Consider the following 26940-nt stretch of genomic DNA (forward strand, 5'->3'; position numbering starts at 1 on the left):
ACCCAGGCCCAACGTCAACACGACGCCATGATCGCCATCGGACGCATCGCCCTGATGTCCAACCCGGGTCAACTCAACGGCCTCCCGGTCACCCTCATCATCCGCACCACCGTCGGCGAACTGCATGCACTGGCCGGGATCGGTGTCTCCGGTGGCGGCACCAAGATCCCGATCCGCGACGTCATCCGGATGGCCGGCCACGCCTCCCATCATTTGGCGGTCTTCGACGACGCGACCGGCGCGGCCCTGAACTACTTCCGCAGCCGGCGTACCGCGAGTCCGGCACAGCGCATCATGCTCATCGCCCGCGACGGGGGCTGCACCAAGCCCTGCTGCACCCACGGCCCCTACTACTGCCAGGTCCACCACGGTGAGAGAGCGTTCTCCCGCGGTGGCAACACCAACGTCGACGAACTCACCCTGGCCTGTGGGTGTGACAACCGGATGGTCGACGACGCCGGTGAGGGCACCGGCTACACCACCACATTCAACAACCGCAACGAATGCGAGTGGCACCCACCGGCAGCACTGGACCACGGCCAAGCCCGCATCAACTACCACCACCGCCCCGAACTGCTACGCAACCCACCAGACGAAGGATCGGAATGGGCCCAGCGGATCGGACAACTCGACCGACTGCTGAACCCGCCCGAGAACACACCCCGGGACAACGGATTCGACGAGAGCTACCCCGACGAGGTCAATCTCGACGACCCCTACCCCGAAGACGACCACACCGACGAAACCGCACTCCTGAAACAAAGCCACTACATCAAAGCCGAACTCGAATTCTGGGAAACCATCACCACCGACCACACCCACAACAGCATCGGCCTCCACAGCCCCTGACGGGACTAGCCGGGCCGGGCGCCCGATATCTGCGCCCATTCACCGTCGATGCGGCCGCCGAGTTCCATTCCCTCGGCCACCTCGACGAGCGCGGTGGCGACGATCGAGGCCGGCACCCGATCGAGCACCACCAGACCGATTGCCGGCCGGGGACCGTGCTGAACCATGGGCCGTGCGGCAAAACCGATCGGCAAACCCAGCTTCGGTAGCCACGCCGTCGATGCGATAGTCGCGCGCCGCGAACCGGCCAGGTGCGCATACAGCGCGTCGACCGATCCAGCCTCGACCGCAGGCCGGTACTGAACACCCTCGGCGGCCATGTTCGCGTCGAGGATCCGCCGGTTGCGCATCGTCGTCGTCAACACACACAGATCGAGCTCCGCAGCGGCCGACCACGCCACCTCGGGCTGGCCCATCAACGAATGGTCCGCCGGTGCCAACAACACATACCGCTCCCCGTACAACCGCACCGATCGTGTCCCCGGGGGCGCCTCGTCGTCCAGATAGGTCAGACCCGCATCGATCTCGAAATCGGCCAGCCTGCGGGCGATCTCCCGAGACGACAGCGCCTCGATGCGCACCGACGCCGCCGGATTACGCAGCAGGAACTCCGCCGACACGAACGGACTGACCGGCACCGCCGTCGGGATCGCGCCGATACGCGCCGTGACCGTCAACCGTCCCCGCATGCGGTCGATATCGATCAACATGTCATCGCGCTCGGCGGCGATGCGCTGCGCCCAGGCCACGACCCGTCGACCTTCCTCGGTGAATCCTTCAAAGCGGTGCCCGCGCTGCACGATGACGATCCCGAGGTCCTTCTCCAACCGACGGATCGCCACCGACAGCGTCGGCTGACTGACGTGGCAGCGCGCCGCGGCCCGCCCGAAATGCCGTTCGGCGGCGAGCGCCAGCAGGTAGTCGAGGTGCTGCAGCTGGATATCGTTGGCCATCGATAGATACGGTCTATCACTGCATGTGAAATGGCAAATATCATCTGGCCGAGGTTCCACTGCCGGAGGTCTAAATTGGAGATATGACCGACGTTGACGCGACATATGACGAGCACGATGTCGTGGTCAGCGGAGCCAAGCACGAGGCGGCCGGCGTCAAGGCCGTCATGGTAAGTCTGCAGCGCGCCATCGAACAGATGGGTCCGCTGCGCACCGCCGCCACCCTGACCCGGCTCAATCAACGCCGCGGGTTCGACTGCCCCGGCTGCGCCTGGCCCGAAGAGCACGGCGGCCGCAAGGTCGCAGAGTTCTGTGAGAACGGCGCCAAGGCGGTCGCCGAGGAGGCCACCAAACGCGTCGTCACCCCGGAGTTCTTCGCGCGGCACTCGGTGACCGAACTGCTCGACAAGCCCGAATACTGGTTGTCCCAGCAGGGCCGACTGACCCACCCGATGGTGTTGCCGCCCGGAGACGATCACTACCGACCCATCTCCTGGGATGACGCCTACCGGTTGATCGCCCAGGAGATGAACAACCTGTACAGCCCGGACGAGGCGGTGTTCTACACCTCGGGCCGTACCAGCAACGAGGCCGCGTTCCTCTATCAGCTGCTGGTCCGCAGCTTCGGCACCAACAATCTGCCGGATTGCTCCAACATGTGCCACGAGTCCTCGGGCACCGCCTTGGTCGATGCGATCGGAATCGGCAAGGGCTCGGTCACCGTCGAGGACCTGACCGTCGCCGACCTCATCATCATCGCCGGCCAGAATCCGGGCACGAACCATCCGCGCATGCTCTCCACCCTGGAGAAGGCGAAGGCCAACGGCGCCAAGATCATTGCCGTGAACCCGCTGCCCGAGGCCGGTCTGATCCGATTCAAGGATCCGCAGAAGGTGCACGGCGTGGTGGGTGACGGTGTGCCGATCGCCGACGAGTTCGTCCAGATCCGCATCGGTGGCGATATGGCGCTGTTCGCCGGACTCGGGCGGCTGCTGTTCGAGGCCGAGGACGCTGATCCCGGCACCGTCGTGGACCGCGAGTTCATCGACGCCCACACCGCGGGCTTCGACGAATACGAACGCCGCACCCGCGACGTCGACCTGGACACCGTGCTGGCCGCCACCGGTATCGACCGCGCCCAGCTCGACAAGATCGCCGACATGGTCGCGTCCTCGCAGCGCATCATCGTGTGCTGGGCCATGGGATTGACCCAGCAGAAGCACGCAGTGCCGAGCATCGCCGAGATCTCCAATCTGCTGCTGCTGCGCGGCATGGTGGGCAAGCACGGCGCCGGCCTGTGCCCGGTCCGCGGACACTCCAACGTGCAGGGCGACCGCACCATGGGCATCTGGGAGAAGATGCCCGAACGGTTCCTGCAGGCTCTCGACGACCGGTTCGGCATCGTCAGCCCCCGCAAGCACGGCTACGACACCGTCGACGCGATCCGCGCCATGCGCGACGGCAAGTCCAAGGTGTTCCTCGCCATGGGCGGTAACTTCGCCTCCGCCACACCGGATACCGAGGTCACCGAAGCCGCACTGCGCAACTGCGCACTGACCGTTCAGATCTCGACGAAGCTCAACCGCAGCCACCTGATACACGGCCGCGCCGCACTGATCCTGCCCTCGCTCGGACGCACCGATCGCGACATCCAGGCCGCCGGCAAACAGCTTGTCTCCGTCGAGGACTCGATGTCCATGGTGCACCTGTCCCGCGGCAGCCTGCATCCGCCGAGTGACGAGGTCCGCAGCGAGGTCGCCATCGTCTGCCAGCTCGCGCAGACATTGTTCGGTCCGCGACACCCGGTGCCGTGGAGCACCTTCAACGCCGACTACGACACCATCCGTGACGCCATCGCCGCCGTCGTTCCCGGCTGTTCCGACTACAACCGCAAGGTCCGCGCTCCCGACGGTTTCCAACTCCCCCACCCACCACGGGATTCGCGTGAATTCCCCACCGTCACCGGCAAGGCCAATTTCGCGGCGTACCCGCTGGAATGGGTGCCGGTGCCACCGGGCCGACTGGTGCTGCAGACCATGCGCAGCCACGACCAGTACAACACCACGATCTACGGCCTCGACGACCGCTACCGCGGCGTCAAGGGTGGGCGCCGCGTCGTCTTCGTCAACCCGGACGATATGACCACGTTCGGCCTGGCCGACGGCGACATGGTGGACCTGGTCTCCGAATTCGAGGGGCAGGAGCGCCGGGCCACCGAGTTCCGGGTGGTGCCATACTCCACCCCCGTCGGCAATGCCGCGGCCTACTACCCCGAGACCAATCCCCTGGTCCCGCTGGATCATGTTGCGGCCAAATCGAACACACCGGTCTCCAAGGCCATCGTCATCAGGCTGGTGAAACGCGGCCGGGCGAGCGAAGCGACGGGAAATAGGTATGGGTAGGGTCACGACCCGGGTCCGGGTCCGGCACGTCACCCCCGATGACACCGTCGCGCGGCCCGAGACGCTGGTGGTCGAGGAACCCCTGGAGATCCGGGTCGACGGCACCCCGCTGACCGTCACCATGCGCACACCAGGCTCCGATGTCGAACTGGCACAGGGCTTTCTGCTCACCGAGGGGCTGATCGCCCGCCGCGAGGACATCGCCACCGTCCAGTACTGCCGCGGCGCCGGCGAGGACGGACTCAACACCTACAACGTTCTCGACATCACCCTGGCAGCGGGCGTCCCGAAGCCCGATGTCGACCCGACCCGCAACTTCTACACGACCTCGTCATGCGGGGTCTGCGGCAAAGCGTCACTGGATGCCGTCCGACTGATCAGCAAGCACGCCCCCGGCGACGATCCGACAACGGTGACCGCCGAGACGCTGGCGGAACTGCCGGGCAAGTTACGCGACCGGCAGAAGGTGTTCGCCGCGACCGGCGGACTACACGGCGCCGCGCTGTTCGACGCCGACGGCGAACCGCTGGTGGTGCGTGAGGACATCGGTCGGCACAACGCCGTGGACAAGGTCATCGGCTGGGCGCTGGAATCGCATCGGATTCCGTTGGGCGGCACCGTGCTGCTGGTCAGCGGACGGGCCTCGTTCGAGTTGACCCAGAAGGCCGTGATGGCCGGTATCCCGGTACTCGCCGCGGTGTCGGCGCCATCCTCACTGGCCGTCGATCTGGCCAGTCAGTCCGGCCTCACCCTGGTGGCGTTCCTGCGTGGCGACTCGATGAACGTCTACACCCGGCCCGACCGGATCGGCTGAGCCTGGCCGTCGCGTTCCAGTCCGGCCAGCAAGGCGCGGCGGCTGGCGCGGACGTGTTCGCGCATGACGAGTTCGGCGCTGTCTCCGTCCTTGGCCAGGATCAGTTCCAGCACATGGTGGTGCTCGCGATCGGACTGCAGCGCACGCCCGGGCTGACTCAGTGAGGTGTGTACCAGCCGCGCATAGGCCAACTGGTTCATCAGCGTCCGGTAGTGCGCTTCCAGCTTGCTGTTGTCGGCACCGGTGATCAGCAGGTTGTGGAACTCCTCGACCAGTTCCGCGTAGCGCGCGGTGTCGTTGGCGGCCACCGCCAGATCGGCCTGTCGCAGGTTCTCCTCGATCAACTCGACCTCGGGCACCCGGCCGCGTTGGGCCAGCAGCCGCGCCGCCGCCCCCTCGAGCAGTTCCTTCATCTCGAACAGTTCGGTGATCTCCCGCCGCGACGGGGTTGTGACGAAGGTGCCCACCCGCGGCCGGATCTCGACCAGACCCTCGGTCTGCAGTTGCTTGAACGTCTCGCGCACCGGGGTACGGCTGACACCGAACTCCTCGGCGATGGCCAGCTCGGAGATGTTCACTCCGGGGCTGATCTCGCCGGCGATGATGCGGCGCCGGATCTCGCCGATCAGTCGCCCCTGGATCGAGCCTCTGCCCGAACCGTTGTCGGTGCTCACCGCAGTCCCCTCACGTCAGTCCAGAGCAGTGAGACTACCGCCGTCGAAGAACCTGCCCGCGCTGTAGATCATCGGCTCGCCGTCACCGACTTCGGCGTGCACCACCCGGCACATGAACACCGTGTGCGTGCTGGCCTGTAGGCGCTCCCTGATCTCGACCTCCATACGCGCCGCGCTGCGGTCGATGAGTGGGCTTCCGAACGGCCCCGGCGTCCAGCCCAGGCCGGCGAACTTGTCCGCCGATTTCGTCGCGAACCGGCCCACGACGTCGAGTTGATCGGTCGAGAGGATGTTGATGGCCAGATGCCCGGCCCGGAACAGGCAGTCGTGGGTGGACGAGGTGTGCTGCACGGCGACCATGACCGTCGGCGGGTCCAGCGAGATACTGGCGAAGGCGTTGACCGCCAGTCCACGCGGCGTCCCGTCGTCGATCGCGGTCACCACCGTCACTCCGGTGATGAATTGCCGGTTCACCCGCTTCATCACGTCGAAGTCGGGCCGGACATGCGTGGACGACATCTCAGTAGTCCTGACCGATGGAGATGATGCCCAGCGCCGAGAGCAGGGTGCGCGGGTCCCACGTCACGTGCTCCTCGACGATCTGGTCGCCCTCGAACTTCGCGAAGGTGGCGCCGCTGACGGCGACCTGACGCTTGGTGGCCGGCACCCCGAGGAACGAATGCTCGTGGCTGCCGGTGCTGTGCCAGCGGATGGCGGCGCTGTCGCCCTCGACCACCACCTCGTCGACGACGGTCAGCAGATCCGGGAAGGCCGAACGGGTGGCGACGATGGACGCCTTGAACTCATCGCGTCCCTGGCCGGCGCCGGTGGCGCTGATCCGCCGGTACTGCGCGCTGAGCAGGGTGTCGAGGGCGTCGACCTCGCCGCGGTCCCAGGCGGCCACCCAGGCATCCTGGATCCTGGTACGACGAGATTCATTGTCAGACATTGGTTTTTCCTTCTGGAAGTGGGCTGTTGAGGCGGCGGTCGGCTACGAGTTCCTTCCAGAAGGACACGGCCAGACCCGCGATGATGACCAGGAACGGCAGCGAGGCGACGATGACGGTGTTCTGCAGGGCGTTGAGGCCGCCGCCGAGCATCAGCACCACCGCGGTCAGCCCGGTCAGCGCACCCCAGAGGATCAGGACCCACCGCCGCGGCGCGAGGTCACCGTCGCTGGTCATCATGCCGAGCACGAAGGTGTTGGCGTCTGCGCCGGAGACGAAGAACATGACGACCAGCAGGATCGCGATGGCCGAGGTGACTGTGGCGAGCGGGAAGTGCTCCAGCGTCGCGAAGAATGCGCTGTTGATGTCCTCGGCGGTCCGCTTGGCGATGTCGCCACCCTCGAACATGTCGATGTGGATCGCGGTGCCGCCGAACACCGTGAACCAGGTGAAGAACACCACGCTCGGTACCACCAGCACACCCATGACGAAGCCGCGGATGGTGCGTCCCTTGGATATCCGCGCCAGGAAGACCCCGACGAAGGCGCCCCAGGAGACCCACCACGCGAGCATGAAATAGGTCCACCACTGCATCCATTCCAGGTCCCCGAAGGCCGTGCCCTGCAGGCTCATCCGAAAGAAGTCGGTGGCCCAGGTGCCGATCGACTCGATGTAGAGATTCGCGATGAAGACCGACGGCCCGACGATCAGCATGAACACGAACAGCGCGCCGGCCAGCACTGCGCTGCCCTGGCTGAGGAACTTGATGCCCTTGCTGACACCGGTGACCGCGGACATGGTGAACACCGCCGTCACGGCGGCGATGACCAGCACCTGGGTGACGTTGGTGACCGGGATGCCGAAAAGCGATGCCAGGCCGTTGTTGACCTGCAGTGCGCCCAGCCCCAACGACGTAGTGGTGCCGAACAGAGTCGCGAAGACGGCGAGGACGTCGATGGCCTTGCCGATCGGGCCGTTCACCCGATCTCCGAGCAGCGGCACGAAGAGCTGGCTGACCAGGGTGCGCCGTCCCTTGCGATAGGTCGAGTAGGCGATCGCAAGGCCGAACACCGCGAAGATGGCCCAGGCGTGCAGGCCCCAGTCGAAGTACGAGTACTGCAGTGCCCGCACGGCTGCCTCAGGGGTGTTCGGGTCGGCCAGGCCGTGGGGCGGGGCGGCCAGATGCGAGATGGGTTCGGCCACCCCGTAGGAGACCAGGCCGATTCCCATGACGGCGCTCAGGATCATGGCCAGCCAGGTGATGGTGCCGAACTCGGGCCGTTCGTCCTTGCCGAGTCGCACGTCGCCGAACGGGCTGAAGGCCAGGAACACCAGGAAGATCAGGATGCCCAGTGACACCACCAGGTACAGCCAGCCGAAGGTGCCGGTCACCCAGTTCAGCGACGCCGTGGTCACCGAGCCCAGGTTGTCGGTGAACAGCACCGCCCAGGCGACGAAGATCGCCGACACCCCGACCGATGTCCAGAAGACCGAGCCGAGTCGGCCCGCAGGCTGCGTCGGGCGATCCGCTGCGTCGATCACCGTTTCCTCCGTCCGGCCTGACGGCTCCATCGCGTCACGCGGTGGTGCTTGGGTTCTGACTTCACTGGTCATGAGGACTCCTCGCCAATCAACCGAGCCGAGGCCCGACAATCAGGCCACTCTGGCATACAACAGAATGTAAGAGCCATCACAGTGAAAGTCAATGAAGATGGCCAGCATATTCCGTCTCGCTCCCGCACAGCATCCGGCGACGACCCTCGACAAACTGCCAAAAACAGCGCCTCGCCTGCATCTAGACCCAGTTCGGGCAAGTAGGAAGATGTGAAATCTTGCGATCGCACCGCAACACACCTTGACGATGCCGACGCAGACGCCTATCGTCTGTTGTATGCAAGAGAGCGTGGCTGATGGCCCGATCCATCTACGCAAACTGGTCGTCCAGCGGGACGCCGTCATCACCGAAGGTGGTGTCCATCCGGCCCGGCCGGCCCGGCAGGCCAGCGTCGCCGCCGTCATCGCCAACCCGTGGGTCGGCACCGACCCGAGCCGCGACCTGTCGGCCGAGGTGGAGAGCATCGCCCCCGCACTGGCCCGGCTGCTCAGCGAACGGCTGATCGACACCCTCGGTGGCGCGGACGCCGTCGAGGCGTTCGGGAAGGCCGCCATCGTGGGTACCGCCGGCGAGATCGAACACGGCGGCGCGCTCATCCACACCCCATATTTCGGGAACCTGATGCGCGAGTTCCTGGAGGGGACGTCGATCATCTGCTTCGCCGACACCCGCGCGGACGCCGGCGATCCGCTGGTGATCCCGTTGTGGCACAAGACCGCCGCCGCCACCCGCAGCCACTATCAGACGGTGACGACCCGGATCTCCGACGGCCCGCGTGCCGACGAGATCGTCATCATCGCCGCCGGATCCACCGGGCCACGCCCGCACCCCCGCATCGGGGACCGCACCACCGACCCCGCCGTTTCACTGAAGAGTCTGGAGAGCGTTCTGTCATGAAGGTCCGCAAGATCGTCACCGTCGTCGAGGAGATCCGCACCGAGGGGGGCCGCGAGGTCTACCCGCCCGCCCGCGTCGCCATCGTCGCGGCCATCATCGAAAACCCCTGGGCTGGTCAGGGTTTCGTCGAGGACCTGAATCCGGGCATCGACGCTACCGCATCGGATCTCGGCGCACTGCTGGCACCGCAGGTGATCGAGGCGCTCGACGCCACACCCGAGGCGTACGGTAAGGCCGCCATCGTCGGTCTCGACGGCGAGATCGAGCACGGCTCCGGCCTGATCCACACGCTCAAGTTCGGTGACCACTTCCGCAAGGCCGCCAACGCGACCACGCTGCTGCCCGCCGTCGAGAAGCGCGGACCGGCGGGGGTGCTGTTCGACATCCCGCTCAAGCACATCACCGACGCCACCATCCGGTCGCACCACCAGACCGTCGAGGTGCGCATCGCCGACGCCCCGCATGCCGACGAGATCGTCGTCGCACTGGCCGCCGCCGCGCAGGGCCGCCCGCAGCAGCGCTTGGCGCCGCTGTCCACCGAGCAGTAGACGGATTCCTGACATGAGTACGCCGACACTGGTTTTCCTGCACGGGGTGGGTCTGGACCACACCGTGTGGGAGCCGGTGACCGCGCTGCTGGGCGACTCGGTGTCGGTGGTCTGCCCGGATCTGCCCGGCCACGGTGTCAACGCGCCGATCGTCGAGCCGGTCGCGCTGGCCGATCTCGCCGACCGGGTGGCCGAGCAGATCCCGGCCGGCTCGCATCTCGTCGGCTTCTCCCTCGGCGCGCTGGTGGCCCAGCATCTCGCCATCCACCGCCCGGATCTGGTCGCCTCGCTGACGTCGGTGAGTTCGGTATGCGACCGCACGCCCGCCGAGCGGGCCGCGGTGCTCGCCCGGTTGGATGTCGCGGCAGCCGATTTCCCGGCCGGCATCGCGGCCTCGCTGCACCGGTGGTTCGACGGCACCGATGTCGAGCCGGCGATCGTCGAGCGGACGAAAGCCGTGCTGCTGGCCAACGATCCGGCCAGCTTCCGGCACTGCTACCGGGTGTTCGCCACGGCCGATGCCGCCGTCGCCGCCCAGCTGCACCAGATCACCATCCCGGCGCTGGCCGTCACCGGTGAGCTCGATCCCGGATCCACCCCGGAGATGACCCGGCGGTTGGCCGCCGCCATCCCGAACTGCGAGTCCGTCGTGGTGCCCGGCGCCCGCCACATGCTGCCGGTCGAGCGCCCTGAGGTGCTCGTCCATCACCTGTCCACATTCCTCGGGAGGTACGCCCATGTCTGACCTGACAACCCTGCAGCACTTCATCGACGGGAAGCCGGCCGAACCGGCCTCCGGCGAATACTTCCAGAGCACCAACCCCGCGACCCGTGAGGTGCTCTACGAGGCAGCCCGCGGTAACGCCGCCGATATCGACGCCGCGGTCCGGTCCGCCCAGCGGGCCTTCGAGGATTCCCGCTGGCGTGACCTGAGCCAGACCAAGCGCGGGCATCTGCTGCGCCGCCTCGGCGACCTGGTCGCCGAGAACGCCGAGGAGCTGGCCCGTTCGGAGTCACGGGACAACGGAAAACTGTTGCGGGAGATGCGCGGTCAGCTCGCGACCCTGCCCGAGTACTACCACTACTACGCCGGCCTGGCCGACAAGATCCACGGTGCGGTCATCCCGACCTCGGACCGCAGGGTGCTCAACTACACCTCGCGGGAACCGCTGGGTGTCGTCGGGGCCATCACCCCGTGGAACTCACCACTGACCCTGACCACCAGCAAGCTGGCCCCGGCGCTGTGCGTGGGCAACACCGTCGTGATCAAGCCGTCGGAGTACACGTCGGCAACGGTGCTGCGGCTGGCCGAACTGGTCATCGAGGCCGGCTTCCCGCCCGGTGCGGTCAACGTGGTCACCGGATTCGGCGCCGAGGCCGGCCAGCCGCTGGTGGATCATCCCGGGCTGGCGAAGATCTCGTTCACCGGTAGCACCGCCACCGGTTCCCGGATCGCCTCGGCGGCGGCCGGCCGGTTCATCGGGTCCACGCTGGAACTGGGCGGCAAGTCCCCCAACATCGTGTTCGACGATGCCAATGTCGCCAACGCCGCGACCGGTGTGGTCGCGGGTATCTTCGCCGCGGCCGGCCAGACCTGCATCGCGGGCAGCCGGGTCTTCGCCCAGCGCGCCGTCTACGACGAACTGCTGGAGCGGGTGAGCGAACGCGCCCGCAACATCCGGATCGGCGATCCACTGCTCGACGACACCGAGTTGGGTCCGCTGGCGTTCGAGGATCAGCGTGACAAGGTGGCCTCCTATGTCGACCTCGGCCGTTCCGAGGGTGCCCGGGTGCTCACCGGCGGCAGGGCCACGGACGGCGGGCTGGGTGGGTACTTCTATGAGCCGACCGTGCTGGTCGACGTGAACAACGACATGCGGGTGGTCCGCGAGGAGATCTTCGGCCCGGTCGCGGCGATCATGCCGTTCGACACCGAGGACGAGGTGGTCCGGCTGGCCAACGACACCGAGTACGGTCTGGCCGCCGGTGTGTGGACCTCGAATCTGGCTCGGGCACACCGTGTTGCCGGACGGCTGGAGGCCGGCACCGTGTGGGTGAACACCTACCGGGCGATGTCGCCGATGTCGCCGCGCCAGGGCTTCAAGAGCAGCGGTGTCGGCGTCGAGCACGGCACCGAGACCATCCACGAGTACACCCGCCTCAAGAGCGTCTGGATCAACACCGACGAGGGCCCGGTCCCCGATCCGTTCGTGCTGCGGAGCTGAGATGCCCAACATCGAGGTCACCATTGCCGAGGGCCGCTCCCCCGAGCAGATCCGCGCCATGATGCACAAGGTGCACGACGCGGTGCTGTCCACCGTGGGCACACGCCCCGAACATATCCGCGTCATCGTGCGCGAGGTCCCGCGAAGCCACTGGGCCACAGGCGATCTCACGCTGACTGAAATGGATGCGCAGCGCAATGTCAGCCCGGAAGTCAAGGAGTAAACCATGCGATTCTCGTTGTTCGTGCACATGGAGCGGTGGGACGATCAGGTCAGCCACCGCGAGCTGTTCGAGAACCTGACCGAGCTGACCCAGATGGCCGAGGCCGGCGGGTTCGGCACGGTCTGGATCGGTGAGCACCACAGCATGGAGTACACGATCTCGCCGAGCCCGATGCCGCTGCTGGCCTACCTGGCGGGCAAGACCTCCACCATCCGCCTGGGCGCCGGAACCATCATCGCGCCGTTCTGGCACCCGATCCGCGCCGCCGGCGAATGCGCGCTGCTCGACGTGATCAGCAATGGTCGCGCCGAGATCGGATTGGCCCGCGGCGCATACCAGTTCGAGTTCGACCGGATGACCGCCGGCCTGCCTGCCACCGACGGCGGTAAGCACCTGCGCGAGCTCGTCCCCGCGGTGCGCGAGCTATGGCAGGGCGACTACGCGCACGACGGCGAGGTCTGGCAGTTCCCGACCTCGACCAGCGTGCCCAAGCCGATCCAGCAGCCCACCCCGCCGATGTGGGTCGCCGCGCGCGACCCCGACTCTCACGACTTCGCGGTCCGCGAGGGCTGCAACGTCATGGTGACGCCGCTGATGAAGGGTGACGAGGAGGTCGTCGACCTCAAGAGCAAGTTCGACACCGCCGTCGGCAACCATCCCGAGGTCGAGCGCCCGGAGATCATGGTGCTGCGCCACACCCACGTCCACTCCGCCGAGGACCCCGACGGCTGGCGCCCAGCCGCGCAGGCCATCTCGCGGTTCTACCGCACCTTCGACGCGTGGTTCGGGAACAAGACGACCCCCGTCGACGGCTTTCTCGATCCCAGCCCCGAGTCCAAGTTCGAGAACCGACCGGAGTTCGAGCTCGACTCGCTGCACCGCACCGCCATGATCGGCACCCCCGACGAGGTGATCGAACGACTGCGCGTCTACCAGGACCTTGGTATCGATGAGTTCAGCTTCTGGTGTGACAACAGCCTGCGGCACGGCGAGAAGCGAAAGTCCCTCGAACTGTTCATCAAGGAAGTCGTTCCCGCCTTCCAATAGCGAAACCTGGAGTACCTCATGATCGTTCGGATCAACGCCACCGATCTACGGCACGCCGCGCGCCAATCGGCCGCCCTGCGAGCCGACGCCCGTGCACTCGGTGAGGACGAACCCGAGGTGTTACTCAACATCGCGGTCGTCATCGACCGGCAGGCGAAAACCGCCCATGCGTCGGCTGCCGGACAGGAGAGCACCGGCGCCGCCATGCGCTACGTCGGCACACCGCGCGGTCTGGCCGGGCTGATCGCCGACGTGCGTCGCCTCGGCATAGCCGACGGAGTCGTGTTGCTGACCTCGGCCGAGCACCAGGTTGCCGGGCTGATGCTCGATGAGCTGGCCCCGGGCCTCCGAATACCGCAGTCCGCCTGATCTACCTGCGATCTCCACCCGATCTCCAGACAACCTCCAAGTGCGGGTCGGCCTCGCTGACAGAACATCGTGGCCATGTCTGAGATCCTCATCGCTTCCTGCCCGCCCGTCGGCCACATCTCCCCACTGCTGAACGTCGCGCGCGGGCTGGTCGCCCGCGGTGATCGTGTCACCGTGCTCACCAGTGCACGGCACGCCGCCAAGATCCGCGCCGTCGGTGCCGAGCCTCGCCCGCTGCCGATGGCCGCCGACTACGACGATTCGGCCTTCGATGCGGAGCTGCCCGGCCGGGCCGAGACCTGCGGTGTGAAGCGCATCAACTTCGACGTCGAGCGTGTCTTCGTGCGGCCGATGCCGCATCAGTTCAATGCACTGCAGGAACTGTTGGCAGACAACCACTATGACGCGATCCTGACCGACGCATTCTTCCTGGGCACCATGCCGTATCTGCTCGACCCGACCGTGGCGCGGCCCCCGATCATCAGCTACAGCACCACCCCGCTGTTCCTGGCCAGCCGGGACACCGCGCCCGGCGGCCCGGGAATCACTCCGATGCCCGGCGCGATCGGCCGGCTGCGCAACCGACTGCTGAACGTGCTCACCCATCACGTGCTGCTGCGGCCGGCACACCAGGCCGCCAACCGGATGCTCACCGCGATGGGCCTGCCCGAACTGCCCGTGTTCGTCCTGGACTGCGCGGTGCTGGCCGACCGGGTCATCGTGCCGACCATTCCCGAATTCGAGTATCACCGCAGCGACCTACCCGACCACGTTCGCTTTGTCGGCGCCGTGATGCCGTTGCCCAGTGACGATTTCATGCCACCAAGCTGGTGGGATGTGCTGAGCAGCAGCCGGCCCGTCGTACACGTCACCCAGGGCACCGTCGACAACGCCGACCTCAGCCGTCTCGTCGAGCCGACCATCACCGCCCTGGCCGACGAGGACGTCACCGTCGTGGTCACCACCGGCGGCCGTCCGCTGTCCCAGCTGCGGGTGCCGTTGCCCGCGAACACCCATGTCGCCGAATATCTTCCGCATGACGTCCTGCTCCCGGCGGTGGACGTCATGGTGACCAACGGTGGTTACGGCGCGGTGCAGCGCGCGCTGTCCGATGGGGTACCGCTGGTGGTCGCCGGTGAGACCGAGGACAAACCGGAGGTCGCCGCGCGCGTCGAATACTTCCGCGTCGGGATCAACCTGCGGACCGGGACACCGGCGTCGGCCGATATCCGGCATGCCGTCCGCACGATCCTGGACGACGGACGCTACCGCGAGCGCGCCCGCGAATACGAGACCGCGTTCGCCCGGCGCGACGGCGTCGCCGAGATCGCGGTGCTGCTCGACGAGGTGATCGCCGAGCACCGGGTCAGCTTGCCTGCCTGAGACATACGAACGCCCCCGCCGGATGGCGGGGGCGTTCGGTACGGCTGAGTGCCTAGGCGCTCTTGTCGCGACGCTCGGAGCGCGCGGGCTTGCGCGGCACGATGGTCGGCAGCACGTTGTCGAGCACGGTCTCCTTGGTGACGACCACCTTGGCGACATCGTCGCGGCTGGGGATGTCGTACATCGCCGGCTGCAGGACCTCTTCCATGATGGCGCGCAGGCCGCGGGCCCCGGTGCCACGGTGGATGGCCTGATCGGCAATCGCGTCGAGGGCCTCCGGCGTCATCTCCAGCTCGACGCCGTCCATCTCGAACAGCCTGGTGTACTGCTTGACCAGCGCGTTCTTGGGCGTCGAAAGGATCTGGACCAGCGATTCCTTGTCCAGGTTGGTCACCGAGGCGACCACCGGCAGGCGGCCGATGAACTCCGGGATCAGACCGAACTTGATCAGGTCCTCCGGCATGACCTCGGCGAAATGGTCCTGGGTGTCGATCTCGGCCTTGGAGTGCACCTCGGCGCCGAAGCCCAGACCCCGCTTGCCGACGCGGTCGGAGACGATCTTCTCCAGACCGGCGAAGGCACCAGCGACGATGAACAGCACGTTGGTGGTGTCGATCTGGATGAATTCCTGATGCGGATGCTTGCGCCCGCCCTGCGGGGGCACCGACGCTTGGGTGCCTTCCAGGATCTTCAGCAGGGCCTGCTGCACGCCCTCACCGGAGACGTCCCGGGTGATCGACGGGTTCTCGCTCTTGCGGGCGATCTTGTCGACCTCGTCGATGTAGATGATGCCGGTCTCGGCGCGCTTGACGTCATAGTCGGCGGCCTGGATCAGCTTGAGCAGAATGTTCTCGACATCCTCGCCGACATACCCGGCTTCGGTGAGCGCGGTGGCGTCGGCGATGGCGAACGGGACGTTGAGCATCTTGGCCAACGTCTGCGCCAGGTAGGTCTTACCGCAGCCGGTGGGGCCGAGCATCAGGATGTTGGACTTGGCCAACTCGACCGGCTCGGCACGCGAGTCGCGGGACTTCTCCTGCGCCTGGATGCGCTTGTAGTGGTTGTAGACGGCGACGGCCAGCGTCTTCTTCGCCGTGTCCTGGCCGATGACGTAGCCCTCCAGGAACTCCCGGATCTCGGCCGGCTTGGGCAACTCATCGAGCTTGACGTCGTCGGCGTCGGCCAACTCCTCTTCGATGATCTCGTTGCACAGGTCGATGCACTCATCGCAGATGTACACGCCCGGTCCTGCAATGAGCTTCTTGACCTGCTTCTGGCTCTTTCCACAGAACGAGCACTTCAGCAGGTCTCCACCGTCTCCAATGCGCGCCATCTGGGAGGGTCCTACTTCCTGTTTCGCAGTCACTCAGTGTGGGTTGCCCCGGGTGTAATCCCGACGCTACCCGTTTGTTCCGTTGCGGTGCGACCGAAGGGCCGAATCGCGTCGGTGGTATTTGTTCGCGTGCAGGAGAACATATCTCTCCTGATGGCTTGCCACCCGGCGGCACGCGGACCGTATCCCTGGCGTGTCGCCGTCGTGACAGGATCGCGGTGCATATGCCCCGGTCGCGCCGTGCAGTTCGCCGACGTCCACGATACCGTCCGCAGCGACCGGCAAACATCGGGTTTATCCCGCGCCGGGAATGGGGCAGACGCCTCATGCGCGGTTGCCGGCGCGCGGCGCACCGTGAGAACCATGAGAAACATACGAACCCCACTCGCCGCCGCAACGGCCGTCCTGCACGATCCCGCGCTCCCACCCGGTGATGACGAACGCTTCGTCGGCTTCGGTGTGATGGGATTTCCCTTCACGTCGGGCCACTACCTGGCGCTGCGCTGTTTTCCGGCCACGACCTTCGCGCCGGGTTACCGATCGGTGTGGCACCGCGCCCCGGACGGGACGTGGAAGTTCTACGCCACCACCCCCGCCCAGCAGAGCTGCAGCCGGTATTTCAGCACTGCCGCCGGCCACCAGGCCATCCAGTGCGATATCGACGTCGCCTGGGTGGACCCGTGGACGTTGTACATCGAGATCGACGGACTGCTGCAGTGGACGGTCGATATCCGCGCCACCGGATCGACCCGGTTGATGAGCGCGATCGGCCGCGCACTGCCGGCGGCGGCCTGGACCAACCGGGCGGCGCTGACCGCACTGGGGGTCGCGGCCGGGCCCCTGCTGCGGGCGGGCACGGTCCGGTTGCAGGGCCTGGCCCCCAACGGCCAGCAGTTCATGATCGCCCCGGCACAGGTCTGGCAGGCAGCGGGTCACGCGACGCTGCGCGGTGTCGATCTGGGCGAACCCGGACCGATGGGTGAGCAGCTGCGGCTGGCCGGGTTCCGGCCGCCGCAACGCGGAATCTTCGTGGTGGGCTCGGGCCACTTCGAGAACTTCGACCCCACCCGTCACGACAGTGCTGATCCGATCGCCGGCCGCAGGGCATAATCTGCCGATGGCTGCGCCGGCCGACACCCCGAGCCGCGCCGAGCTGCTCGCGGCGCTGTCGGTGGCCGTCGACCTGGGTCTGGGCCAGCCCGGTGAGCACATGCTGCGCTCGGCGTTGATCGCCACCCGCATCGCCGACCGTTTGGGTTTGGGGCGGCACGACCGCGACTGCATCTACTACACGACGCTGATCATGTGGATCGGTTGTCACGCCGATTCCCATGAGTACGCCCGCTGGTTCGGCGATGACATCGCAGTACGCCACGACACCTATCTGGTGGCCGACAACGCCGGTCTGCCGCTGATGCGGTTCCTGGTCGGCAACATCGCCCGGGGTGAGCCGCTGCTGCACCGGTTACAGGTGATGGCGGCACTGTTCGTCGACGCGCGCGGGCAGCTGTCCCGGATGATCCACTCGCACTGCACCTCGGCGGCGCTGCTCGCCGACCGACTGGGCCTGGGCCCCGAGGTGCAGGCCGCGTTGGCGTTCGCCTTCGAACGCTACGACGGTGGCGGGATGCCGTCCGGGGCGCGCGGTGAGACCATCCCGATCCAGATGCGGGTGGCGCAACTGGCCGACATGGTCGAGGTGCATCACCGCACCGGCGGTGTGCCCGGCGCGGTGGCGCTTGCCCGCGGCCGCCGCGGTGGCCAGTTCGACCCCGTCATCGTCGACACGTTCGTCGCGCACGCCGAGTCGATCCTGGCCGGGCCGGTGGCCGGGGATGCCTGGACCGCGGCGTTGCGGGAGGCACCGGACCGGCACGAGCGTCTGGATGATCAGGGACTCGACAGCTTGTTGATCGCACTCGGCGATTTCGTCGACCTGAAATGCCCGTTCACGCTTGGGCATTCACGAGCGGTCGCCGCACTGGCCGGCGATGCCGCGGTCGTCGCCGGACTGGACTGCGACGCCGTGGCGCTGACCCGGCGAGCGGCACATGTGCACGACCTGGGCCGGATCGGGGTGTCGAATCAGGTGTGGTCCAAGACCGGCCCGTTGACGGCCGGCGAGTTCGAGCGGGTGCGGCTGCACCCGTACCTGACGGTGCGCATCCTGAGCCAGGTGCCGGGACTGTCCCGGGTGGCCGAGCTGGCCGGCAACCACCACGAGTGTCTGGACGGTTCCGGGTATCCGCGGGGGCTGCCGGAACCCGCACTGGGGCTGCCCGACCGGATACTGGCCGCTGCGGTCGCCTACCAGTGCGGGTGCGAGCCGCGGCCCTATCGCGAGCCGTTGACACCGGCGTCGGCCGAGCGCCGGCTGCACGAGCGGGTGCGCGCCGGGAAGCTCGACGCCGCAGCCGTCGACGCGGTGCTGCATGCCGCCGGACATACCGGACAGCGCCCGGCGGCCCGCCCCGATGGTCTGACCCCGCGCGAGGTCGAGGTGCTGCGACTGGTGGCGCGGGGATCGTCGAACAGGGAGATCGCCGCCGCGCTGGTCATCAGCGAGAAGACGGCGCGCAACCACGTCGAGCGCACCTACGCCAAGATCGGGGTGTCCAACCGGATCGGCGCCAGCCTGTACGCCCTGCGGCACGGGCTGGCCAACCCCTGATCTGCTAGCGGGGTCCCAATCCGCCGGGGCCGATCGGACCGGGTCCCACCGGGCCGGGACCGATCGGGCCCGGGCCGACGGGGCCGACACCCACCGGGCCGACCACCCCGCCCACGCCGATGGGTCCGGCGGGACCGATCACCGGATTCACGCCGTAGGGCAGGCACTGCACCACCGCCGGGTTCCAGTACGTGCCGGCCGGGCACACCGGTTCCTCGGCGTGCGCGATCGCCGGTACCAACAGCTGCGCGCAGCACCCAACCCCGGCGGCAATCCACACCAACGTCCTCGCCATGCGGCCACTCCCCTCAGATGACCCGACCCGCACACAGGGTCCCACCCGGAACCGCCTGGTGAGGCCTTTTTGACGCAAACGTCAATCGCGACCCATTTGGTGGCCCGAAAAGTGGGGCGAATGCCCCATTTGCGCGGGCGTCCGATTCAGCGACGATCGGTTCATGACCAATACAACGAACAAGGCCGCGATCAGCCTGACCACCGGGCTCGAGGATGCGGAGAAGGTGACGGTGGCCTTCCTGGTCGCCGTCGGGGCAGCCGAATCGGGCCGGCCGACCATGATGTTCCTGACCAAGGAGGCGGTGCGCCTCGTCGTCCCGGGTGTGGCCGTCGCGACCGCCTGCGCGGGCTGCCCGCCGCTGGCGGCGTTGATGGACCGCTACACAAAGGCCGGCGGGCGATATCTCGTCTGTCCCATCTGCATCGAGTCCAAGCAGCTGGATGCGACCGATTTCATCCCCGGGGCCGACCCGGGCGGCACCGTGCAGCTGTGGGAGTGGATCGGCGACGGGGCGACCACCTTCAGTTACTGAAAGACACACGGCCCCGACTCGCGATGCGAGCCGGGGCCGTGAATGTCTTGCGGGTCAGGCGTTCTGCGCCGACAGCTTCCGGTACTCCAGAACCGTGTCGATGATGCCGTAGTCCTTGGCCTCGGCCGCGGTGAGGATCTTGTCGCGGTCGGTGTCCTTGCGGATGACGGCCGGATCCTTACCGGTGTGACGGGCCAGGGTCGAGTCCATCAGGCTGCGCATGCGCTCGATCTCGGCCGCCTGGATCTCCAGATCGGAGACCTGGCCCTGGATGGCTCCACCGACCGCGGGCTGATGGATCAGCACGCGGGCGTTCGGCAGCGCCAGTCGCTTACCGGGCGTGCCGGCGGCCAGCAGCACCGCGGCGGCCGAGGCGGCCTGCCCGAGGCAGACCGTCTGGATGTCGGCCCGCACGTACTGCATGGTGTCGTAGATCGCCATCAACGAGGTGAACGAGCCACCCGGCGAGTTGATGTACATGGTGATGTCGCGGTCGGGATCCAACGACTCGAGCACCAGCAGCTGGGCCATGATGTCGTTGGCCGACGCGTCGTCCACCTGCACGCCGAGGAAGATGATGCGCTCCTCGAACAGCTTGTTGTACGGGTTGGACTCCTTGACACCGAAGCTGGAGTGCTCGATGAAGGACGGCAGGATGTAGCGCGATTGCATCGGGTTCATTTGATACCTGCTCCTGGTCCCTCACCGTTGACGCTGACGCTGGTGATGATGTGGTCGACGAAGCCGTAGTCCAACGCCTCGGGGGCGGTGAACCAACGGTCGCGATCCGCGTCCGCCTCGACCCGCTCCAACGACTGACCGGTGAACTGGGCGTTGAGCCGGTTCATCTCTTTCTTGGTCAGTGCGAACTGCTCGGCCTGGATGGCGATGTCCGCAGCGCTACCGCCGATACCGGCCGACGGCTGGTGCATCATGATCCGCGCGTGCGGCAGCGCGTACCGCTTGCCCTTGGTGCCGGCGGCCAGCAGGAACTGACCCATCGACGCGGCCAGGCCCATCGCGTAGGTGGCGACGTCGCACGGCGCCAGCACCATCGTGTCGTAGATGGCCATGCCCGCGGTCACCGAACCACCGGGCGAGTTGATGTAGAGGTGGATGTCCTTGGTGGGGTCCTCCGCGGCCAGCAGCAGAATCTGCGCGCACAACCGGTTGGCGATGTCGTCATCGACCTGGGTGCCCAGGAAGATGATGCGCTCGGCGAGCAGTCGCTCATATACCGAATCGATGAGGTTGAGCCCCGACGTGCCACCACGCATGTCAGTCACGGCTGGATACCTGCTTTCTCGAGTTGTCGTACTCGTTCACCGACATTAACGAACGCGCAGCGAAGAGCACGCCCCAACAGGCGCGCTTTCGCTCACAGCGTCACTCGCCCTCGTCGTCCTTCTTGTCGGACTTCTTCTTGGCCTTCTTCTCGGACTTGTCGGCCTTGTCAGCCTTCTTGGCCTTCTTCTCGGCCTTTTCGTCGTCGTCATCGGCGGGCGCTTCGACCTCGGCCTCGGCGGCCTCAGCCTCGATCTCGGCAGTCTCCGCGCCGCCGGCCGGACCGAAGAACTCCGCGGTGTCGACGACGTTGCCCTCGCTGTCGGTGACGGTCGCACCGTGCACGACGGCGGCGATGGTCAGGCCACGACGGACATCGGCGAACATGGCGGGCAGCTGGTTGTTCTGCTGCAGCACCTGCAGCAGCTGCTGCGGCTCGATGCCGTACTGGCGCGACATCAGCACCAGACGCTCGGTCAGGTCGGCCTGGCCGACCTGGATGTCGAGCTTGTCGGCGACGGCGTCCATCAGCAGCTGGGTCTTGACGGCCTTCTCGGCCTCGCTGCGGGTGTTGGTGTCGAACTCCTCGCGGCTGCTGCCCTGCTCGGTGAGGCTCTCGTTGAACTTGTCCTCGTCGTGGTCCAGACCGTGGATCGCGTTGTGCAGGGTGTCGTCGACCTGGGCCTGCACGATGGCCTCGGGCAGCGGCACCTCGGTGTCCTCGAGCAGCGCTTCGAGCGCCTTGTCGCGGATCTGCTCGGCCTGCTGGATGCGCTTGGCCCGCTTGACCTGGTCGACCAGGCTTTCCTTCAGCTCGTCGATGGTGTCGAATTCGCTTGCCAGCTGGGCGAACTCGTCATCCGCCTCGGGCAGCTCGCGCTCCTTGACCGACTTCACCGTGACGGTGACCTCGGCCTCCTGGCCGGCGTGCGGGCCGGCGGCCAGGGTGGTGGTGAAGACCTTGGACTCGTCGACCTTCAGACCGATGATGGCCTCGTCGAGACCGTCGATGAGCTGGCCGGAACCGATCTCGTGGGACAGCCCCTCGGTGGCGGCCTCGGGAACGTCCTCGCCGTCGACGGTGGCCGACAGGTCGATGGAGACGAAGTCGCCGTCGGCGGCCGGACGCTCGACACCGGTCAGGGTGCCGAAGCGGGCGCGCAGGTTCTGCAGCTCGGTGTCGACCTCGTCATCGCCGACCTCGATCGGGTCGACCGAGATTTTCAGCGCGGTCAGATCGGGCAGCTCGATCTCGGGGCGGATGTCGACCTCGGCGGTGAAGACGAGCTCCTCGCCGTCCTCCAACTTGGTGACGTCGATCTCGGGCTGGCCGAGCGGCTGGATCTCGGCGGAGGCGACGGCCTCGCTGTAGCGGCTGGGCAGCGCGTCGTTGACGACCTGCTCCAGCACGGCGCCGCGGCCGACGCGGGCCTCCAGCAGCTTGCGCGGGGCCTTGCCGGGACGGAAGCCCGGGAGGCGTACCTGGCCGGCCAGCGCCTTGAACGCCTTGTCGAAGTCGGGCTCGAGCTCGGTGAAGGGCACCTCCACGTTGATCCGAACCCGGGTCGGGCTCAACTTCTCGACGGTGCTCTTCACTGCGTTACTCCTTGTATGTATGGGTCGTGATGTTCGTGCGGTCGGGGTGACAGGATTTGAACCTGCGGCCTTCCGCTCCCAAAGCGGATGCGCTACCAAGCTGCGCTACACCCCGTGCTTTACGTGCTGCCGGTCGGCACGCACGCACGCCGACCACGCGGAATACTACGGGCACGTGTCGTGGAGCAATCAATTGGATTTGATTGCGCCTTCGCCGGTACAGTCTCCGATGCACCGCATGCGGGCGTAGCTCAATGGTAGAGCCCTAGTCTTCCAAACTAGCTACGCGGGTTCGATTCCCGTCGCCCGCTCCACGAAGCACCTGGTAGACAGCGTTCTACCAGGTGGGGAGGCCTTCGAGTCGGGCATTCCGACCCCCGGTCAGCCCCGGATTGACTCGGGCACTGTGCCCGTCAATACAGCGGTGGGCCGGAAGTTGTCAGCAAGATCCGATGCGGATTCGCCGATCTTGAACAGTGATTGATACCACTCGAGAATCAAGACAAGATCTGTGGCCTGCGGGGCCAGAGTGGCTTAAGTAACCGATGCGACGGTGACGGCACGTATTCTCGTCAATCTTTCTTCACTTCGCAAGTAAATGACTTACAGGCATGTCATTACCTGCTGGCATAATTGGTGGCAGAAAGGCGGTCCATCGATATGACGACAGTAACTGAGCATTACGGCATCAGCGGGGAGGTGCCGTTTCTCAATGTGCATGTCGACCGTGACAATCTCATTTTTCTCGACCCGAGCGCCATCCGGAATGACCATTCCCCGCGAGGGCGGGCTGCATACGCTCAGCTCCAGTCGATGTTTACTCGCGTGGTCGAGGCGGCCCGCAGTAGCGACCCCAAAGATCATGCTCGTGGCCGGCTGCTTCTTCGCCATATGCACGAACCCAACGAGACGCGCTTGGGCATGTCTCAGTTCGGCGCTAACGGCAAGGGCTTCGGGGACGAGCTTTCGGACCAGTTCTGGGATGAGTTGCGAGCCAACCCTGCTTGTCAGGCAGCCGTACTGGAGCGCCTCGAAGACACACGGGTGTTCCTCGCGTACGTGGGAAACGACCGCATTTCGGACATGACGACGCGCATAATCTTCAATGTGCTCGCAGATTTCACTGCCGAGATGATGGACACCTACCCTGCCTTGCGCGCTGGCGCAACAACGGCGGTAAGTGATGTATGGACCGACGGTTCCGAATGGAAAACACAGAGCTTCACACTGCCCCACTGCGCGGGAAAGCAGTTGCTTCTTGTCCCTCGTGAATGGGTGTTCTGGCGCACCTTGATGGAGCCGGTGCAGTTTTACAACAGGTTTGCCACTCAAGTGCTTCAGGACGAAAGCGTGACAGTCGACGATAAAGGCAAACGGCGCGCTAAATCCAAACGAAGCATCAAGCAGGACAACCCGCTCGTGCGTCCCCTGAACAATCAGAAGGCGGTCGAGTACAAGGCCGAGCACGACCGGGATCTGTGCCGGGAATATCGCGGCTACATCGACATGAGTTTCCAGCCGATGACCGCTGACGAAGCAGCACGGCGGATGAGCTAACCCCGGAGCTTGATGACGTTGTCGCTCCGCGTGGGTGCTGCCATCGCTCCCAGGGCGGCCATGTCCTGAGCTGCGTCCTCGTCGGGGAACAGGTGCACGTACACGCTGAGCGTGGTGCCGATCTTCGAGTGCCCCATTCGACGGCTCAGTTTCTCGACCGGAATACCTGCCGCCACCGAGAGCGAGGCGTAGGTGTGCCTACAGGAATGCGGTGTGACGTCGGGTGAGAGAGCCACCCTCGGGAAGTTGGTGATCGCTCGCAGGACGGCCGGACCGAACACCGACTTCGAGAAGGTGGCGTGCCGCATCGGCGAATCCCAATCCAGCACCAGTCGCGCCTCGGCCTCTGTCACGGTGAGAGCAGCCAAAGCGGACATCTGGCGTGCGGCCGGATCACGGTCGTCAGGCTCGCCGTCTGCGCTGACCCGCACGCCGGTCGGCTTCACCTTCGACAGCGACATCGCCGGGAACAAGGGTGCGGTCGGATCGTCACGGCGGGGGTGGGCGGCCAGGTACTCCCACAGGAGTCCAGCGGTCGGAATTGGAAACGGCACCCGTCGGCGACTGCCCTTGGTCTTCGGTGTCAGATAACGCAGCTCTGCGCCGACGCGGCCGAGGGTTCGGTCCACGCGCACAGAACCAGCGCGGGTGGTGCTCAGAACTTCGAGATCACCGACCTGTAATCCCGCCATCTCGCCCGGCCGCAGACCCGAGAACACTGCGAGATCGACATAGACGTTGTACGGCCACGGCATCGATGCGGTCAGCGCCGACACCTGCGCCGGGGTGAGGAACTGAGACGGGTCGTCGATCGCACCGGCATGACCGGTGGTGTGGTTCGACGGCAACTTCACATAATCAGCAGGATTCGACGGCAACGCACCGTCCGCAACTGCCTGGCCCAGGATCATCCGCACAAGGAAGTAGGCGTTGCGGACCGTGCTCGGCTTCTTGCCCGCAGCAGCCATCCGGTTCACCCAGTCTTGGATGTTCTCGCGGCGAATTCCACTGATTGGATAGCCGCCGAACACCGCGTCGATGCGGAACTCCGCAAGACGCCGATGCCTCGTCGTGGTGCTGGGCGCCAGTGCATCCCGATATCCAGCGAGGGTGGTCCTCCTTCAAGTCTTGGCGAGACTCCAGCCAGGCATTAGCACAGTGGCGTGAGGTTCCCCCGGAAAGTGGACACGGGTTATGCGGCTTGAGTAGCCGCAGTCAGTGATTGTTCGTAAGCGATGGGGCTGAGCATTCCGATCGCGGAGTGTCGCCTCTGAGTGCTGTCGAAATGCATCCACTTGTCAACGGCTGCAATGAGTTCGGGCATCGTGGCGAAGGTGTGGCGGTAGTAGTATTCGTGCTTGATCGTCGATCATAGCGATTCGGCGCCACTGTTGTCCCAGCAAATCCCGGTGGCACCCATCGACCTTCGCAGGCCGGCATCAGCGCAGGCCTGGGCCATCGCCGCCGCGGTGCATTGAGTTCCCCTGTCCGAGTGCATGATGGTGCCACCCACCTGGCCGCCTCGGACGGCAACCGCTTGAGCCAGTGCGTCGGTGACCAGCTCGGTACGCATGTGATCCCAGCCCAGCACTCGTTTGGGATGCTCGTCGCGGATCGCACACAGGTACACGTCCCCTTCGCCGCAGGTCAGATATGTAATGTCGGAGCTCCACACCGCATCGGGGCGGCCCTGATCAAACTGACGCTCGACCAGATCCGGTGGGAACGACGCCGTAGGATCGACCACGGTGGTAGCGACTTGAAGGTGCGAGGGCTGATACCGGCTACACCGATCTCGGCCATGATCTTGGCCACCGTTTTCTCCGAGACCTGCTCGCCGGCCGCACGCAGGTCAGCGGTGATCCGCGGCGAGCCATAGGTCCCACCGGAATCGCGGTGGTGGGTGACGATCTTGAGCGTCAAATCGGCCTTCCGTTGGTTACTCTTTGTCAATTCATCTGTAGCCGCACGATTCTGTGCTTGTAGAAGCCCGACGTCGACACCTCCATCAGGCGAGCCATCCGGGTGATTGTGGTGGTGGCGCACTCTGCAGCCATCAGCTCGAACCGCTCTACTTCGGTCCGTTGGCCGCAAAGTACGCCGAGTCTTTTTTCAGGAACGCGATGTCCTTCTCCTGCTCGGCCACTTGGCGGCGTAACCGCGTCAACTCGGTGCGCTCAGCCGCAGTCAGCGGCTCGTCGTTGCGGGCCGTGGCCGCCTCAACACGGCGACGTTTCATCGGTGACCCACCGTCCCAACAGGCCTTCGTTGAGGCCAAGTTCGGGGGCGACCTCGGCGATCGTGCGCCCGGAGTCGATCACCCGGTGAGCAGCCTCGACCTTCTACTCAGTCGTGAAAGACCGACGGGTTCAGGACATAGTGACATCCTTCCAGCGGAACCAAGAATCCCGCTATCTCGATGTCCACCACACACCGGGGGGAGCCTCACGGTTCAAGTCTGAGGGCTGAGACGAGAAGTTGCCGCAAACAGTCAACTTCTGTGCGAGCATTTTGGCGAGTGCCGTTGCTCGCCGCTACATAGATTCCTGCCGTGACCGTGGTGCCTGCGATTAGGTCACAAGTAGCGCAGGAGAATGGGTGGGTCTGGGAATGGAATGTCTCGCATTAGCGCTGCTCGGACTCTTAATCGTGTCCGCCAGCAGGACTGTCGCAATGCTGGCAGCACTCAACGGGGTTCCGCCCCGGCACCGTGCCGACGTTCT

31 protein-coding genes, 2 tRNA genes and 1 pseudogene are annotated in these 26940 nt (G+C 66.1%); 16 read left to right on the forward strand and 18 right to left on the reverse strand.

Annotation, left to right across the window (positions count from 1 at the left end; genetic code table 11):
* On the forward strand, positions 1–849 hold an 849-nt coding region (locus tag ACLBYA_RS29600; RefSeq protein ID WP_447713050.1), incomplete at its 5' end, for a DUF222 domain-containing protein.
* 5 nt (positions 850–854) lie between these two features.
* Here ACLBYA_RS29600 and ACLBYA_RS29605 read toward each other — a convergent pair.
* Positions 855–1802, reverse strand: coding sequence for a LysR family transcriptional regulator (locus tag ACLBYA_RS29605; RefSeq protein WP_447713051.1), 948 nt, complete (start codon positions 1800–1802; stop codon positions 855–857).
* An 83-nt stretch (positions 1803–1885) separates the two neighbouring features.
* On the opposite strand from ACLBYA_RS29605, the gene ACLBYA_RS29610 reads away from it, so the two are divergent.
* Together ACLBYA_RS29610 and fdhD are read left to right on the forward strand one after the other, a co-directional pair.
* Positions 1886–4204 carry an FdhF/YdeP family oxidoreductase gene (locus ACLBYA_RS29610; RefSeq protein WP_447713052.1) on the forward strand — a complete coding sequence of 773 codons (2319 nt, stop codon included), beginning with the start codon at positions 1886–1888 and terminating at the stop codon, positions 4202–4204.
* Positions 4197–5018: a formate dehydrogenase accessory sulfurtransferase FdhD gene (gene fdhD / locus ACLBYA_RS29615; RefSeq protein WP_447713053.1), complete on the forward strand. Its 822-nt coding sequence runs from the start codon at positions 4197–4199 to the stop codon at positions 5016–5018. The genes ACLBYA_RS29610 and fdhD overlap by 8 nt, the downstream gene beginning before the upstream one ends.
* On the opposite strand, the gene ACLBYA_RS29620 is transcribed toward fdhD, so the two are convergent.
* From ACLBYA_RS29620 to ACLBYA_RS29635, 4 genes are read right to left on the reverse strand one after another with little or no spacing between them, the layout of a single operon-like run.
* A complete protein-coding gene (locus tag ACLBYA_RS29620; protein WP_447713054.1) occupies positions 4991–5692 on the reverse strand; it encodes a GntR family transcriptional regulator in 702 nt (233 codons plus the stop codon). The two genes, fdhD and ACLBYA_RS29620, sit on opposite strands and share 28 nt — an antisense overlap.
* Before the next feature lie 15 nt (positions 5693–5707).
* Positions 5708–6211 carry a flavin reductase family protein gene (locus ACLBYA_RS29625; protein WP_447713055.1) on the reverse strand — a complete coding sequence of 168 codons (504 nt, stop codon included), beginning with the start codon at positions 6209–6211 and terminating at the stop codon, positions 5708–5710.
* A 1-nt stretch (position 6212) separates the two neighbouring features.
* Positions 6213–6641 (reverse strand): ester cyclase, encoded by a 429-nt coding sequence (locus tag ACLBYA_RS29630; protein ID WP_447713056.1) that lies wholly within the window; start codon positions 6639–6641, stop codon positions 6213–6215.
* A complete protein-coding gene (locus ACLBYA_RS29635) occupies positions 6634–8181 on the reverse strand; it encodes a BCCT family transporter (protein ID WP_447713057.1) in 1548 nt (515 codons plus the stop codon). The genes ACLBYA_RS29630 and ACLBYA_RS29635 overlap by 8 nt, the downstream gene beginning before the upstream one ends.
* Positions 8182–8530: 349 nt before the next feature.
* Between ACLBYA_RS29635 and ACLBYA_RS29640 the strand changes: the two genes are divergently transcribed.
* The 8 genes from ACLBYA_RS29640 to ACLBYA_RS29675 all read left to right on the forward strand — a co-directional run bounded on the left by ACLBYA_RS29640 (position 8531) and on the right by ACLBYA_RS29675 (position 14946).
* Positions 8531–9151 (forward strand): amino acid synthesis family protein, encoded by a 621-nt coding sequence (locus ACLBYA_RS29640; protein WP_447713058.1) that lies wholly within the window; start codon positions 8531–8533, stop codon positions 9149–9151.
* Positions 9148–9699 (forward strand): amino acid synthesis family protein, encoded by a 552-nt coding sequence (locus ACLBYA_RS29645; protein ID WP_447713059.1) that lies wholly within the window; start codon positions 9148–9150, stop codon positions 9697–9699. Before ACLBYA_RS29640 ends, ACLBYA_RS29645 begins: the two co-directional genes overlap by 4 nt.
* 13 nt (positions 9700–9712) lie before the next feature.
* On the forward strand, positions 9713–10444 hold the full coding sequence (locus ACLBYA_RS29650; RefSeq protein WP_447713060.1) for an alpha/beta fold hydrolase: 732 nt from the start codon (positions 9713–9715) through the stop codon (positions 10442–10444).
* Positions 10437–11924: an aldehyde dehydrogenase gene (locus tag ACLBYA_RS29655; protein WP_447713061.1), complete on the forward strand. Its 1488-nt coding sequence runs from the start codon at positions 10437–10439 to the stop codon at positions 11922–11924. The genes ACLBYA_RS29650 and ACLBYA_RS29655 overlap by 8 nt, the downstream gene beginning before the upstream one ends.
* Position 11925: 1 nt before the next feature.
* Positions 11926–12147: a tautomerase family protein gene (locus ACLBYA_RS29660; protein WP_447713062.1), complete on the forward strand. Its 222-nt coding sequence runs from the start codon at positions 11926–11928 to the stop codon at positions 12145–12147.
* Between the two features lie 3 nt (positions 12148–12150).
* A complete protein-coding gene (locus tag ACLBYA_RS29665; protein WP_447713063.1) occupies positions 12151–13194 on the forward strand; it encodes an LLM class flavin-dependent oxidoreductase in 1044 nt (347 codons plus the stop codon).
* Positions 13195–13212: 18 nt separating this feature from the next.
* Positions 13213–13563, forward strand: coding sequence for a hypothetical protein (locus ACLBYA_RS29670; protein WP_447713064.1), 351 nt, complete (start codon positions 13213–13215; stop codon positions 13561–13563).
* Between the two features lie 75 nt (positions 13564–13638).
* Positions 13639–14946, forward strand: coding sequence for a glycosyltransferase (locus tag ACLBYA_RS29675; protein WP_447713065.1), 1308 nt, complete (start codon positions 13639–13641; stop codon positions 14944–14946).
* A gap of 52 nt (positions 14947–14998) precedes the next feature.
* Here the strand turns inward: ACLBYA_RS29675 and clpX are convergent, their stop codons facing one another.
* Positions 14999–16279: an ATP-dependent Clp protease ATP-binding subunit ClpX gene (clpX, locus tag ACLBYA_RS29680; RefSeq protein ID WP_083057920.1), complete on the reverse strand. Its 1281-nt coding sequence runs from the start codon at positions 16277–16279 to the stop codon at positions 14999–15001.
* Between the two features lie 363 nt (positions 16280–16642).
* Between clpX and ACLBYA_RS29685 the strand changes: the two genes are divergently transcribed.
* Together ACLBYA_RS29685 and ACLBYA_RS29690 are read left to right on the forward strand one after the other, a co-directional pair.
* Positions 16643–17389, forward strand: a complete 747-nt coding sequence (locus ACLBYA_RS29685) for a hypothetical protein (protein ID WP_447713066.1) — start codon at positions 16643–16645, stop codon at positions 17387–17389.
* Between the two features lie 7 nt (positions 17390–17396).
* Complete coding sequence (locus ACLBYA_RS29690) at positions 17397–18950, forward strand: HD domain-containing phosphohydrolase (RefSeq protein ID WP_447713067.1); 1554 nt, start codon at positions 17397–17399, stop codon at positions 18948–18950.
* Positions 18951–18954: 4 nt separating this feature from the next.
* Here ACLBYA_RS29690 and ACLBYA_RS29695 read toward each other — a convergent pair whose 3' ends face one another.
* Complete coding sequence (locus ACLBYA_RS29695; RefSeq protein ID WP_447713068.1) at positions 18955–19245, reverse strand: hypothetical protein; 291 nt, start codon at positions 19243–19245, stop codon at positions 18955–18957.
* 163 nt (positions 19246–19408) lie between these two features.
* Here ACLBYA_RS29695 and ACLBYA_RS29700 point away from each other — a divergent pair, with 163 nt between their 5' ends.
* The gene (locus ACLBYA_RS29700; RefSeq protein ID WP_447713069.1) at positions 19409–19780 is read left to right on the forward strand and encodes a peroxiredoxin; all 372 of its coding nucleotides are present in this window, start codon (positions 19409–19411) and stop codon (positions 19778–19780) included.
* Between the two features lie 54 nt (positions 19781–19834).
* Here the strand turns inward: ACLBYA_RS29700 and ACLBYA_RS29705 are convergent, their stop codons facing one another.
* The 4 genes from ACLBYA_RS29705 to ACLBYA_RS29720 form a co-directional block, all read right to left on the reverse strand.
* Positions 19835–20461 (reverse strand): ATP-dependent Clp protease proteolytic subunit, encoded by a 627-nt coding sequence (locus tag ACLBYA_RS29705; protein ID WP_019511797.1) that lies wholly within the window; start codon positions 20459–20461, stop codon positions 19835–19837.
* The gene (locus ACLBYA_RS29710) at positions 20458–21057 is read right to left on the reverse strand and encodes an ATP-dependent Clp protease proteolytic subunit (protein WP_447713115.1); all 600 of its coding nucleotides are present in this window, start codon (positions 21055–21057) and stop codon (positions 20458–20460) included. Before ACLBYA_RS29710 ends, ACLBYA_RS29705 begins: the two co-directional genes overlap by 4 nt.
* Before the next feature lie 109 nt (positions 21058–21166).
* On the reverse strand, positions 21167–22660 hold the full coding sequence (gene tig, locus ACLBYA_RS29715; protein WP_447713070.1) for a trigger factor: 1494 nt from the start codon (positions 22658–22660) through the stop codon (positions 21167–21169).
* A gap of 41 nt (positions 22661–22701) precedes the next feature.
* Positions 22702–22775, reverse strand: a tRNA-Pro gene (locus ACLBYA_RS29720).
* A 125-nt stretch (positions 22776–22900) separates the two neighbouring features.
* Between ACLBYA_RS29720 and ACLBYA_RS29725 the strand changes: the two genes are divergently transcribed.
* Positions 22901–22974, forward strand: a tRNA-Gly gene (locus tag ACLBYA_RS29725).
* Between the two features lie 346 nt (positions 22975–23320).
* Positions 23321–24217, forward strand: a complete 897-nt coding sequence (locus ACLBYA_RS29730; protein WP_447713071.1) for a hypothetical protein — start codon at positions 23321–23323, stop codon at positions 24215–24217.
* Here the strand turns inward: ACLBYA_RS29730 and ACLBYA_RS29735 are convergent.
* The 7 genes and pseudogenes from ACLBYA_RS29735 to ACLBYA_RS29765 form a co-directional block, all read right to left on the reverse strand.
* Entirely contained in the window at positions 24214–25185 is a 972-nt protein-coding gene (locus ACLBYA_RS29735) for a tyrosine-type recombinase/integrase (protein WP_447713072.1), read from the reverse strand. The genes ACLBYA_RS29730 and ACLBYA_RS29735 overlap by 4 nt on opposite strands.
* Before the next feature lie 9 nt (positions 25186–25194).
* A pseudogene (locus ACLBYA_RS29740) lies at positions 25195–25311 on the reverse strand (hypothetical protein); the annotation flags it as partial.
* 98 nt (positions 25312–25409) lie between these two features.
* Entirely contained in the window at positions 25410–25580 is a 171-nt protein-coding gene (locus tag ACLBYA_RS29745) for an IS3 family transposase (RefSeq protein ID WP_447713116.1), read from the reverse strand.
* 6 nt (positions 25581–25586) lie between these two features.
* The gene (locus ACLBYA_RS29750; RefSeq protein ID WP_447713073.1) at positions 25587–25964 is read right to left on the reverse strand and encodes a DDE-type integrase/transposase/recombinase; all 378 of its coding nucleotides are present in this window, start codon (positions 25962–25964) and stop codon (positions 25587–25589) included.
* Positions 25865–26263 (reverse strand): IS3 family transposase, encoded by a 399-nt coding sequence (locus tag ACLBYA_RS29755; protein WP_447713074.1) that lies wholly within the window; start codon positions 26261–26263, stop codon positions 25865–25867. The genes ACLBYA_RS29750 and ACLBYA_RS29755 overlap by 100 nt, the downstream gene beginning before the upstream one ends.
* A 25-nt stretch (positions 26264–26288) precedes the next feature.
* Positions 26289–26456, reverse strand: coding sequence for a hypothetical protein (locus ACLBYA_RS29760; RefSeq protein WP_447713075.1), 168 nt, complete (start codon positions 26454–26456; stop codon positions 26289–26291).
* Positions 26437–26538 carry a hypothetical protein gene (locus tag ACLBYA_RS29765; protein WP_447713076.1) on the reverse strand — a complete coding sequence of 34 codons (102 nt, stop codon included), beginning with the start codon at positions 26536–26538 and terminating at the stop codon, positions 26437–26439. Before ACLBYA_RS29765 ends, ACLBYA_RS29760 begins: the two co-directional genes overlap by 20 nt.
* Between the last annotated feature and the right edge of the window lie 402 nt (positions 26539–26940).

The organism is Mycobacterium sp. C31M, assembly GCF_053345865.1.